This is a genomic window from Microbulbifer sp. ABF4_107, from assembly GCF_056312215.1.
On the sequence record NZ_CM149983.1, the window covers coordinates 1,198,869 to 1,211,556 of the forward strand.

At 55.4% G+C, this 12,688-nt stretch carries 7 protein-coding genes; 5 read left to right on the forward strand and 2 right to left on the reverse strand.

Annotation, left to right across the window (positions count from 1 at the left end; genetic code table 11):
• Positions 1–399: 399 nt before the first annotated feature.
• Positions 400–2,829, reverse strand: a complete 2,430-nt coding sequence (locus tag ACYX4K_RS04955; RefSeq protein WP_475093223.1) for an agarase — start codon at positions 2,827–2,829, stop codon at positions 400–402.
• A 265-nt stretch (positions 2,830–3,094) separates the two neighbouring features.
• Between ACYX4K_RS04955 and ACYX4K_RS04960 the strand changes: the two genes are divergently transcribed.
• The 3 genes from ACYX4K_RS04960 to eno are packed head-to-tail and all read left to right on the forward strand — an operon-like array spanning position 3,095 to position 6,875.
• Positions 3,095–4,579 (forward strand): aldehyde dehydrogenase family protein, encoded by a 1,485-nt coding sequence (locus ACYX4K_RS04960; protein WP_475093222.1) that lies wholly within the window; start codon positions 3,095–3,097, stop codon positions 4,577–4,579.
• A 2-nt stretch (positions 4,580–4,581) separates the two neighbouring features.
• Positions 4,582–5,574, forward strand: coding sequence for a phosphotransferase family protein (locus tag ACYX4K_RS04965; protein WP_475093221.1), 993 nt, complete (start codon positions 4,582–4,584; stop codon positions 5,572–5,574).
• A gap of 17 nt (positions 5,575–5,591) precedes the next feature.
• Positions 5,592–6,875, forward strand: a complete 1,284-nt coding sequence (gene eno, locus ACYX4K_RS04970; RefSeq protein WP_476178775.1) for a phosphopyruvate hydratase — start codon at positions 5,592–5,594, stop codon at positions 6,873–6,875.
• An 80-nt stretch (positions 6,876–6,955) separates the two neighbouring features.
• On the opposite strand, the gene ACYX4K_RS04975 is transcribed toward eno, so the two are convergent.
• Positions 6,956–8,773: a carbohydrate-binding protein gene (locus ACYX4K_RS04975; protein ID WP_475093219.1), complete on the reverse strand. Its 1,818-nt coding sequence runs from the start codon at positions 8,771–8,773 to the stop codon at positions 6,956–6,958.
• A 225-nt stretch (positions 8,774–8,998) separates the two neighbouring features.
• Here ACYX4K_RS04975 and ACYX4K_RS04980 point away from each other — a divergent pair, with 225 nt between their 5' ends.
• Positions 8,999–10,300: an MFS transporter gene (locus tag ACYX4K_RS04980; RefSeq protein ID WP_475093217.1), complete on the forward strand. Its 1,302-nt coding sequence runs from the start codon at positions 8,999–9,001 to the stop codon at positions 10,298–10,300.
• A gap of 33 nt (positions 10,301–10,333) precedes the next feature.
• Complete coding sequence (locus ACYX4K_RS04985) at positions 10,334–12,688, forward strand: beta-galactosidase (protein WP_475093216.1); 2,355 nt, start codon at positions 10,334–10,336, stop codon at positions 12,686–12,688.

Below are 12,688 nucleotides of genomic sequence, written 5' to 3' on the forward strand. Positions count from 1 at the left end.
GCTCCGAGATTGAGACACGGTACATCGGGTGTCGTTATTATTTTCGAACCGCTCGGGCGTTCCGCCGGTACCTCGGAATGGCGGAGCGCACAGTGAGTGGCTCCAGATCGACTGCAGTTGCCGCAAAAACCGTATGTTGTGAAAGGTTTGGAAGTGCGGCGTTGTTAGCGTTATATCTGCCGTCACAAGGATTAAACAATAAACTGTTAACAATCTACAATATGTTTGATTGGAATTGTCGTGTAATTCGCTCATGTTTTTTGCGGGGATGAGAACTGCCTCTAGTTCTCGAGAAGTGGAGGGGGAATAAAAGGCAGGCCGGGGTTGGAAACCACCGGCCTGAAAAGGGTGAAAAGAAAGCTGAAAAAGCTCGTAGTTGTTTTTTTCTATGAACTTGAATTATTCACGGACGCCACGCGCGAGTGCTGACGAGGTATTGAATACCTGCAGTGTTGCCGTACTGACAAAACCTCCTTCGTCCTCAAACACGATTTCTACGATGTTGTCCTCATTCAGGTATTCGAGATCCACGGGAATTTCGAGTACTCCAAAAAACTGTGCGCGGCCTTTGCCGCCGTAGTACTGATCGTACCCCTGGTAATCTTCCGGGACGGTGACCGCATTACCGTTCACCGTAACGCTCGGCGTCAGGGATTTGCCGTGCTCGCGACCAACGCCCAAGCGTAGTACCGCTTCACCAGTATCGCCAACCACCACGTCATTAATTGCAAGCTGCAACTTGGCATCGGCACTGATGGCCTGCTTGTATTTGTCGGCGTAGTATTTAGTTTCTGTCCCATCACCATCAACGGCAATTGAGTTCGTATAAGTCAATTGCAGAATGGTCGTCGCTTCGGACTTCAGCGTGTACATCTGTGGCAGTTCTGCTCCGTCACTTACGTCCAGCACCGGCTTGCCATCCGTGTCGTAATAGAGTTCTTTGATGGTTGCGCTTTGCAGGCTGTTTCCATCGACACCCAGTGCAGCCAGGTTAAGTTCGGTGTCTTCCTGCTCCAGATTGTTCAACACCAGGTAGGCCGTTTTATCATCTACATAGGCGTTTACCTGAATATCCAGATCGCTGGCCCAACTATCTACCCGCGTGCCTTTTACGTCAGACCATAGCTGGTAGAACTTCACAAATTCTGTATATACCCAGGCGTCTCCGGTCTCCCCTTCGGCTTCAAATTTCTGGCGCATCAGGCGGTTGGTGTAGGGCACCTCGGTACGACCCCATTCCGCTTTGATGGTGACAAACGGAATGGATTTCAGGATCTGGTCCGGGCGCTCCAGCATATTCATGGTCAGGCCATTCAGCGCGCGCAGCTTGTAGCCGTCCCGCTCCGGAGTCCAGGGGTCGTTCATCATGCTGTGCACGGTGGCACCAATTTCGGAAACCAGAAACGGCATTCGCTCGCCGGTTGCCATCAGGCTGTACTGTTCGAGCATGTCGAAGGTGGCTTCCACGTTACTGCCGCGGCGCAGCTGGCGAGTACCGTTGAAAGATGGGAAGTCATAGAAATGCACGGACAGGAAATCCATGTTCGTGCCGGCAATATCGATAAACAGCTTGTCGCGCTCTTCCCAACGGTTGAAATTGTCTTTTTCTAAGTCTGGGAAAGCAACGGTGTAACCGCCGATCAAGACATTTTCGTGGGAAGCCAGGCCCCACTGGTCCCGGTAGGCTCGGACTTCATTAGCGACCGCATTGTGGAATTTGAATACGTCTTCCGGTGTAGTGCCTGCGTCTTTATCTTTCGGATAGTCAACGAGGTCATAGAGCGGCTCGTTCATCACTTCCAGAAACACGGGCTTCGGTTGACCGTAGGTGTCACTGCCGCCGCGATTGAAATACTCGTAGAGGTAGTTCGCCATATAGTGGCCGACCGCCGTGCCCAGTGGTTCTTCCTCAGTGTCGGTTTGGGAGAATGACCAGCCCATGCCCACGTCGTCACCGTTGGGCCAATAAGGGTGCTGTTGACCACCGACAACCATATCCGTTGCCCGATGCTCGTGCTTCCGTGCCAAGGCCGCGTTATCGGTAGTGCCTTCGGTGTAATTCCAGCGCACACCGCCGCCATTGGTTTTTGCTGCCTCAACATCAATGAAACCGGCGCGTGTGCCATCCTCCGGGAGCTGGCTTAATTGCCACTTCATACCGCCGGTATCCCGCCCGAAATACACGTCGTAGCCTTCTAGGAAATTGGTCATCAGGTTCGGGTCGTCATTGGGGGCGCCGGCGCTTTGCGAGTTGCCGCCAAACCAATCGTTCTCAATATTGGAGGCATGCACAGTAATAAACTTGCGCCGATCAAATTCTGATTCCCCACCAACGGTGTGACGCATATTCAGATTGAAGTCTACTTTTACCGCATCGTCAGTTGGGGGCTCGGGTTCCGCAGGCTCTGCCATGGTGGTCACCGAATAGTCTGCGCTAACGCCGCCAATAGTCAGTGACGCAGTGACTGCGGTGATGGATTCGGTACTGGTGGTGACACGAACGGAAATGGTGTCCCCGTTATTCACGGTACCTGCGTCACTGGTGAAATCCCCGTTGTTTACCGAGTACTCGCCACCACTAACGCTGATGTTGGCCGCGGTGTTAATGCCGGAGACAGTAATGGTATTGGAGATGTAGGTGGTGCCCATTTCGGCATCGGAGACGGCGGTAAAGGAGAACGCATCTGGTCTCGTGTCCTGTTGGGTTTCGCCACCGTCTTGTGGCGGCTGGTCATTGCTGGAACCGCCACTGCCGCCGCCACCGCAGGCAGCCAGAGCGGCGGTGAGGGTCAATAGGGCAAATCGTGCGGGCAGGGAATGCGGCTTCATCCGTTCTCTCCAATCTCGTTTTATGATTTTTGTAGGGAAGGATGCTAATAGCGTCGTGATCTATTTGTAAATGGTAAATTGTTAACAAAGTGGTCAGAGTTGGAACATTTATGCCAGGCGTGTCTTTTTGGCGGGGTAGGTGGCGCTTGAATATAAATTGAGCGGAGAGCGCCTCAAAATCGTTGTAGATTGTTAACAAAAAAGGTAGTGTCGGGTTCAGAGCAGTCCCACCTTGCGTCGATAACCAACAATAATGGGTAAAGTGATGATTGAAACTACCGCGAAAGTCCAGGCATTCCTTGGGCAATCCCCCGTTCCTTTCTATTCCAATGGTGCCTGGGTGACCGGCGGCACCAGCAAGTCCATGGCGGTGGAGAACCCCGCAGATAAATCTCCCCTGGCTAACATTGCGGAAGCGGTCGCCACCGACGCGGAACAGGCCATTGAGGCTGCACATACCGCGTTTCAATCCTGGCAGGACACCACACCCGCCGAGCGCGCCACGCTGCTGCGCAAACTCGCGGATCTGTGTGAACGGGATGCAGAAGAGCTCTCGCAGCTGGAAGCTCTGGATGTAGGCAAGCCGGTAGAGAACGCCCGAGGCTTTGACGTCCCCTTTGGTATCGAATGCCTGCGCTACTTCGCGGACCTGTGCGAAAAGGAAGAGTTTGAAACCCCGTTGACCCTGACCGGTATGAAGCAGGCCCGCAAGGTACGTCTTCCCTACGGCGTGGTCGGCTTTATCTTTCCCTGGAATTTCCCGTTGACCCTGTGCCAGTGGGGCATTGCGCCGGCACTGGCCGCGGGTAACACCGTGGTGGTTAAACCGTCTGAAGTGACTCCGTTGTCCACTCTGTATCTCGCCAAGCTGGCAGAAGAGGCGGGTTTCCCTGCGGGCGTCATTAATGTGCTGCCCGGTGACGGTCCGGAAGTGGGTACCGTGTTCACCCGCCACCCGAAAGTGCGTTTTGTTTCCTTCACCGGCTCCTCCCGGGTTGGCCGCCTGATTGGCGAAGCCTGTGGCGCGAACCTGAAGCCAGTGAAGTTGGAGCTGGGCGGTAAGGGTGCATCCATTATTTGTGACGATGCCAATACCAGCGCGGCGGCAGCCGGCCTTGCCGGAGCCATTACCCTGAATACCGGGCAGGTATGCTGCACCGCCACCCGCTGGATTGTGCATGAGAGCGTCGCCTCTGAATTTATCGATAAGGTAAAGGCGGAGCTGGACAAGGTGCTGATCAAAGCGGGTATGAACGAGAACAGCCAGATGGGCCCGCTGGTCAGCGAACGTCAACTGAATACCGTCAACGGGTATATTCAGCAAGGCCAGGAACAGGGCGCCGAAGTGGTTTACGGTGGCAAGAATATCTCCGATGCGGAGCGCTCCGGTTATTACGTCAGCCCAACACTGCTGATGGGCTCTGAAGAAAACATCTGTTTCCGCGAAGAAATCTTCGGCCCGGTCGCCTATATCACCACCTTCAAAGACGATGCGGACGCACTGCGTCAGGTCAACAGTCTGGACTACGGCCTCGCCAACAGTGTCTGGACCGGTAACAACGACCGCGCCATCGCCATTGCCAAGAAAATGGTTTCCGGCAATAGCTGGGTCAATGCCCACAACGTATTTGCTTACGGACTCCCCTACGGCGCCTGCAGTGCCAGTGGTATGGGTGGCGGTGTGAACAGCCGTGAAACCATGCTGGACTACACCCGCAATCTGTCGATTGCCGAACCCGAAGAGGAATAAGTGTGGATCAGGTAGCGTTATGTAATTACCTGATCGACAAAGGTCTTCTGCTCTCACAGGATGCAACCTTTACCCCGCTCTCCGGCGGGGTTTCTTGTGAAATCCTGCTGGTAGATGACGGCCAGTCGCGCTTCGTGGTGAAGCGCGCGCTGGACAAGCTCAAGGTAAAAGATGATTGGTTTGCGGATATCAAACGCAATATCACCGAACAAGAATACCTCCGCTATGTGGGCGTATTCCTGCCGGAATCCGTACCCGCCATTCTCTACTCTGATACGGAAAATTACTTTTTCTGTATGGAGATGATTGAAGGTGGCCTGGAAAACTGGAAGTCCCGCCTGCTATTGGGCGAATACGACCGGCAGTACGCGCGCCTCGCCGGCGACTATCTTGGAACCATTCACCGCCGATCTCTCGGGGATGCGGTTGCCCGGGAAAAATTTGACACCCTCAAAGACTTCACCGAACTGCGGCTGGATCCCTACTTGCTGAAAACCGGAAGCCGACACCCGCAGTTGAATGCGTATTTCACGGCAGAAGCCGAGCGGATTGCGGGTACCAGAACCTGCCTCATTCACGGTGACTACAGCCCCAAAAATCTGATGGTGGGCAGTGGCCGGCTGGTGATACTGGATTGTGAAGTCGCCTGGTACGGCGACCCGGTATTCGATGTGGCCTTTCTGTTGAATCATTTCCTGTTGAAAGCGCTGTACCGGCCCAAAAATGCCGCGCAGATACTCGGCCTCGGCCTGAAAGTGTGGGAAAGCTACGCCACATCTGCAGATGCGGTCGTCGACGACGCATTCGAGGCGCGGCTGTGTCACCTGTTGCCCATGCTGATGCTGGCCCGGGTGGATGGAAAATCCCCGGTGGAATACCTCGACAGCAGCCAGCAGCAGACCGTACGGGATTTTGCGTACGCAGTAATTCCTGATTCCCCCAAAACACTTAACCAACTTGTCCACCAATGGACCGAGCTTTTGACCGCTGAATGAATAACGGTAAGAAAACCATGAATATCCAGAGTATTGACGCCTTTCAGATTTACGATTCCCGCGGTTTTCCTACCGTAGAAGTACAGGTCACCCTCGAAAGTGGCGTCAGCGGTACCGGCCTGGTGCCGAGTGGTGCATCCACCGGGCAGTTTGAAGCGCTGGAATTGCGCGATGGGAACAAGGCGCGCTTTCGCGGCAAGTCCGTCTTCAAGGCCATTGAAAATATCCAGAAAGAAATCGCCCCCGTGTTAAAGGGGATGCCGGTCACCGATCTGAAAGCCATCGACAACAAACTGGTGGAGCTGGACGGCACTACCAACAAATCCCGCCTCGGCGCCAACGCCACCCTCGGTGTGTCCATGGCGTGTGCCCGCGCTGCGGCCAATGCTCGCGGTGTACCGCTGTATGAATACCTTGGCAAAGGGCAGGGCACCCTGTTGCCGCTGAACGAAATTCAAATCCTCGGTGGCGGTGCACACGCCGACTGGGCCATCGATATTCAGGACTTCCTGATTATCGCCGTGGGTGCCAAGACCTACGAAGAAACCCTGGAAATGACCTTCAATATCTACCACGCCGCCGGCGAAGTGATGAAGGCGCGGGGAAAAAGCGTCGGTCTTGCCGACGAAGGCGGTTGGTGGCCCGCATTCGACAGCAACGAAGAACCTTTCGAAGTACTGCTGGAAGCCGTGCGCATGGCGGGCTATGAAGCAGGCAAAGACGTTGCCATCTCACTGGACATCGCTGCCAGCGACCTCTTCGATGGTCAACGCTACAACCTGAAGAAAGATGGTGCTTCCTTCACGCCAACGGAATTCTGCGACCTGATGATCCAGTGGTGTGACAAGTACCCCATCATCTCCATCGAAGACCCCTTCGCCGATACCGATTTCGACAGCTGGAAGCGTTTCACCGCAGAAGTGGGCAAGCGCGTACAGGTTATCGGCGATGACCTGTTCACCACCAATATCGAACGCATCCAGAACGGTATCGACAGCCAGCTCGCCAACTCGGTACTGATCAAACTCAACCAGATCGGCACCGTTTCCGAAACCATGGCCGCCATCGAAATGACCCAGCAAGCCGGCTGGCTCCCCGTCGTCTCCGCCCGCTCCGGCGAAACCGAAGACGCCTTTATCGCCCATCTCGCTGTTGCGACCAATGCGGGCCAGCTAAAAGTAGGTTCCTTTGCCCGCAGTGAGCGGATGGTGAAATGGAATGAGGTACTGCGGATTGAGCGGAGCCTGGGTAGCCGGGCGCGGTTTGTGGGGGCGGAGCTTTATCAGACAATATTTTCCTGACTGGAAATCACCTTCAGAGCAGATACAAAAAAACCGGAACTGAATTCAGATCCGGTTTTTTGTTTTTAGAATCTGGCAGGTCAATTGCTCAATACAAATTTGTCCAGATTCCACTGCCAATCATTACCCCCCACACCATGCAACCGAATCTGCTGGCTTCCCGCCTCCAGATAAACACTGTTGCCAGATACCGCCTGGAAGTTGTCCCACCCCTGGTTGGGAACGGTGGCGATGGTTTTGCTGTTCCAGCTGCCGTTCTCGTTCACTAGAAACTCAATACTCGCACCGCTAACGCCGGATCCCGCGTAGTAGGTGATGTTGTAGTTTCCGGTGGCAGGGACGTTGATGGTGTAGTCGGCGAAGTCCCCTTGGTTGACGTAGTTGATCGCGGTGCTTCCATTGGTGGTGTACACGCTGATCGCCTGTGCCTGGCCGTCGTCAAAGGTCCCGCCGACGGTGTCGAAGTTTTCCGCTTCTACGGTGACGCTTTCACCGCTACTGGGGGGCGGTTGGGTGCCATTGTCTTCGACTTGGGTGAAGCGGATTTCATCCCCGTTCCACTGCCAGGCGCTGCCGCCGGTACTTTGTACGCGCACGGTGTGCGTGCCGGCGCTGGCAACGTAGATGGGATCGGCGAGGGTGAAGGTGTCGTACAGCTCCCAGGCGCCGGTGCTGCTCATGTTGATGGTGCCGGAGAAACTGCCGTCGAGGGAAATATCGGCACCGATGCCCGCGGTTGTCGGTGAGGCGGCAACCACGGAGACCTGGTAATAGCCCGCGGCAGGGAAGTTGACGGCGTAGTCGCCCCAGTCGCCCTGGGTGTTGTAGTTGATGTTCTCGCCGTTGGCATTGAAGCCGACCACGGTATCGCCTTCGACGGCGCTGCCGCTTTTACCGGTATCGGTGAAGCTGCCCATTTCTACGGTGATGGTGTCGCCATTACCGGTTTCGCCACCATCGCCGGGGTTGCCACCGCCATTGTCGCCACCGTTGTCGCCCGCCGGTACCGGTTTGTAGAAACGCACCCAGTCCACTTCAAACCGGTTGCGGCTGGAATCCGCCAGTTCTTCGTCGGTGGGGGGCGCGGTACCCTGGGCATCGCGCCAGGGCTGGTGCTCGGCATCAAAGATGACCTGCATGGGTTTGCTGAGACCGGTTCCGCCCGTGTAGCCGTAGGGGTCAATCATGTCCTGGCCGGATACGGTGCGTACGTGCTCGCCGTTTACGTAGTACTCCAGGGTCCAGGGATCAATCCAGTAAACACCAATACGGAAAAACTGGTCGCGCCAGGTGCCGCCGTTGGGGTTGGGGTACCAGCTGCCGGCGTCTTTGGGCTGGTAGTCCTGGAAGGGTTCGCGGATGAAAACGTGATGGCTCAGGTGCAGGCGCTCGTCGAACCAGGTCTCGCTGGGGCGGTCGCTGCCGTAGGATTCCAGTACGTCGATTTCCTGGGTGGAGTCGGAACTGAGCAGCCAGAAGGCATTGGCCAGGGTGAGGTTGGTGATTTTGGTGCGCGCTTCCATGTACAGCGGGTAGGTCATGCTCTCCTTGGAGTGAATCGCACCGGTATGGACCTTGATGGTGCCGGGCTTACGGGTGGCCTTGATCACCAGGTTGCCGTTTTCCACGGAAGAGTTGGGCGCGTGGTACTCGGTCTCGCCCGGGCCGAGCCAGGGGTTGATAAAGCCTTCGCTCCAGCGCTCAAAAAAGGTGCTGCTTTTGCCGTTTGCGGGGGCGCTGTAGTTGAAATCGTCTGACAGTGGGTGCAGCTCCCAGGTGTTACCGGCGCCCGCATCGGCGGGAACGGGAATGCCATCCCAGTCTGCGGCCATAGCGGCACTCGAAAGTAGGGGGGTGGAAAGGATCAGCGCAGCCAGTGCGCGTTTCGAGGTCTTCATCGCTTTGCTCCTTGCGCTCCATCCAACACTGGATGAGCGGGTTATTGTTATATCGGAGCGCTTAGGTTACTGTTAATTGTTAACAATTTGAAGCGGCTGATGATTGTGCAGGTGTGGATTGGGTATTCGTTCGCATTTTCTGGGTTTCAGAGCTGCCTCACCTGGACACAACACCGGCCAACACCAACCAATAACAATCAATAACAACGACGATGCAGTAGCGGTATGAAAGCAGCCAATAAATTCGGAGTTCTCGCGCTGATCTTTATCAGTGTGGTGATCAACTATATGGACCGCACCAATATCTCGGTGGCGGCCAATGCGATTTCTCAGGACCTGAGTCTTACCCCGGTTCAGATGGGGATTATCTTCTCCGCCTTCGCCTGGACCTATTCCATCATGCAGATTCCCGGTGGAATGATTGTGGATGTGGTGAAGGTACGGATTCTGTATCCGTTTATCCTGGTGGCCTGGTCGTTGGCGACCATCGTGCAGGGACTGGTCAGTTCTCTGGCGGCGATGGTCGGATGCCGTATGGCAATCGGCTTTTTCGAGGCGCCATCCTATCCCGCCAATAACAAGATCGTTACCCAATGGTTCTCTCAGCAGGAGCGGGCCAGCGCGATTGCCGTATACACCTCTGGTCAGTTTATTGGTCTGGCCTTTCTGATGCCGGTACTGGCCCTGATTCAGGAGTGGTTCGGTTGGCGCGGGCTGTTTATTGTCTCCGGTGTGATCGGCATTGTGTGGGCGGCGATCTGGTACTGGCTGTATCGTGAGCCCGGGGGTGAGAATAGCGATGCGACCGGGCATGAGAAGGGACAGAAGTCGTCGGGAAGGGAGAACACTGAAACACCGGCGGCGGTCAGCTGGGACAATATCCGTCTGGCATTCTCCAGCCGCAAGCTCTGGGGTATTTATATCGGGCAGTTTTGCCTCGGCAGCACCTTGATCTTCTTCCTTACCTGGTTCCCGACCTATCTCGCCGAATACCGGGGAATGGGAGATCTTAAAACCGGTTTACTGGCATCGGTGCCGTTTCTGGCGGCTTTTTGCGGGGTGTTGCTTTCCGGGTTTACCTCGGACTGGCTGGTGCGGCGTGGCTTCTCGAACGAGTTTGCGCGCAAGACACCGGTAATTCTCGGCCTGCTACTTTCCGGCTCCGTGATTGGTGCTAACTATGTGGACTCGATTGCCGCCGTTACCTTTTTCCTGTCCCTTGCCTTCTTCGGCAACGGTCTCGCTTCCATCAACTGGGTATTTGTCTCCCTGATCGCCCCGAAGCAAATGGTCGGTTTGGTGGGAGGCTGTTTCAACTTTATCGGTGGTCTCTCCGCCGTAACCATCCCCGTAGCCATTGGCTTCCTGGTACAGGATGGTGACTTCCGCCCCGCGCTGGCCCTGATCGGAGCCCTGGCATTGCTAGGGCTGTGCGCCTATGTGTTCCTGGTTGGGAAGATTGAAGAAATTCCCATGCAGCGCCCAAATCAAAACCCTGATCTCGAAGATGCCAAGCCTTCGGCTTGACCCCTCTACCTGAAAATATTGATGAGTCGATTTATGAACTTCCCGATAAAACAACTTTCAGCCGCTGTTTTTCTTGCAACCCTGATCAGTGGTTGTGGCGATGATGCCCGTTCCAACGCTACAGAGTCGGCTACGGAAAATACACAAGCGTCCGAGAAAGGTGGTGATGCCAAATCCCTGTGGACGTTTGAACAGGGGCAGGTGCCGGCTGCAATACAGCTTGAGAATGCGGATGCCCGTATGATTGATGGGGAGACTGGCAAGGCGCTGGAAGTGCAGCTGCGTACCAAAACCCAGTACTCGGCGAATCTTACCTTCGCCCCTGAGCAGCCGTGGGACTGGAGCGGTCTGGGAAATTTTGCCTTCGCCCTGGATATCGCCAATCCGAAGGCCTCTTCCGTGCACCTGTACGTTACCGCGACGGACAAAAACGGTAAGGCGCACAATCGCAGCTTCGCGGTGCCGGAGAAATCCAGCGGCACCTATTTTATGGAGTTGAAAGGGCCGGATCTGATGGTGGAGACCGGGATTCGTTCCAACCCACCCGGCTGGGACTCCGAGTTTCAGGACATGATCTACCGCTGGGGTGATAAGCAGTTGGATGTCAGTGCGATTGAGAGCATCGCCTTTACGGTTACCGGGGTACTTGAAGACAAGACCCTGGTGATCGACAACGTACGGTTGATTCAGCCCAAATCTCTGGATAAAGACTACCTCAAGGGGCTGGTGGATGAGTTTGGCCAGAACGATAAGCTGGATTTCGCCAACAAGATGGAATCCCTTGAGGAATTGCGTGCAATCTCTGCAGAAGAGCAATCACAGCTGCGCAAAACGCCGATGGATGGCCGCTCCCGCTTCGGCGGCTGGGCAGAAGGGCCGCAGCTGGAGGCGACCGGCTATTTCCGCACTGAGAAAGTCGATGGCAAATGGGCTTTGGTAGATCCGGAGGGCCATCTGTTTTTCTCCACCGGCATTGCCAATGTACGTCTGGCCAATACCTCTACCATTACCGGGTACGACTTTGACAAGTCCAAAGTTCCCCAGCGCACTCCCGGCGATCTGACGCCAGAGGATTCTCTCGGTCTTAACCGGGTGCCCGATGCGGCCATTCCGACGCGCCACATCAGTTCACCGCTACGCGCGGAGATGTTTACCTGGCTGCCGGAGTACGACGAGCCTCTGGGACAAAACTTTGGCTACCGCCGTGAAGTGCACACCGGTGCTGTTGAGCACGGTGAGACGTTCAGTTTTTACCGGGCCAATTTACAGCGCAAATACGACATTGCCGATGAAGAGCAATTGATGGCGAAGTGGCGGGAAACCACCGTTGATCGCATGCTCAGCTGGGGTTTCACTTCCTTCGGTAACTGGATTGATCCCGATTACTACCAGATGGATCGCATTCCGTATTTTGCCAATGGCTGGATTATCGGCAATTTCAAAACCGTGAGCAGCGGCAATGATTACTGGAGCCCGCTGCCGGATCCGTTTGACCCGCTGTTCAAAGAGCGCGCCTATATCACTGCCGAACAGATTGCCAGGGAAGTGGCCAACAACCCCTGGTGCGTGGGTGTATTTGTGGACAATGAAAAGAGCTGGGGGCAGGAGGGTTCCACCGCTTCCCAGTACGGCATTGTGATCAATACTCTGGGCCGCGCTGCGGATGAAAGCCCGACCAAGGCGCAGTTTGTGGAACTGCTGCAGGATAAGTATGGCGAAATCGGCAAGCTGAATGCTGCCTGGAATATTCAGCTGGCGGATTGGGACAGCTTTGCAAACGGTGTGGCGCTGACCGACTTCAACAATGCCATGGTCGAAGACTTCTCCACCATGCTGGAGCATTACACCGGTCAGTACTTCAAGATCGTGCGGGAAGCCGTCAAGCACTATATGCCCAATCATATGTATCTGGGCGCACGTTTTGCCGACTGGGGAATGACGCCGGAGGTGCGCAGCGCTGCGGCGAAATACGCGGATGTGGTGAGTTACAACTACTACAAGGAAGGCGTCAGCGATAAGTTCTGGCATTTTCTGGAAGAAATCGACCGCCCTTCCATTATTGGTGAGTTCCACAATGGCGCACTGGATTCCGGCCTGCTGAACCCGGGTCTGATCCACGCCAGCTCCCAGGCCGATCGCGGCAAGAAATTCGCCGAGTACATGAACAGCGTGATCGACAATCCGTACTTTGTTGGCGCGCACTGGTTCCAGTACATCGACTCCCCGCTGACCGGCCGTGCTTACGATGGCGAAAACTATAACGTGGGCTTTGTATCTGTTACCGACATCCCTTATGAGCCGTTGGTGGAAGCGGTCAAGGAAGTGAACCAGAACCTCTACCAGCGGCGCTTCGGGAAAGCGGCAGGTTCCAGCAGCGAGGCCAATTGA

Coding starts and splice junctions, on each gene's coding strand:
- ACYX4K_RS04955 (WP_475093223.1), bottom strand. CDS start 2,829: ATGAAGCCGCATTCCCTGCCCGCACGATTTGCCCTATTGACCCTCACC.
- ACYX4K_RS04960 (WP_475093222.1), top strand. CDS start 3,095: ATGATTGAAACTACCGCGAAAGTCCAGGCATTCCTTGGGCAATCCCCC.
- eno (WP_476178775.1), top strand. CDS start 5,592: ATGAATATCCAGAGTATTGACGCCTTTCAGATTTACGATTCCCGCGGT.
- ACYX4K_RS04975 (WP_475093219.1), bottom strand. CDS start 8,773: ATGAAGACCTCGAAACGCGCACTGGCTGCGCTGATCCTTTCCACCCCC.
- ACYX4K_RS04980 (WP_475093217.1), top strand. CDS start 8,999: ATGAAAGCAGCCAATAAATTCGGAGTTCTCGCGCTGATCTTTATCAGT.
- ACYX4K_RS04985 (WP_475093216.1), top strand. CDS start 10,334: ATGAACTTCCCGATAAAACAACTTTCAGCCGCTGTTTTTCTTGCAACC.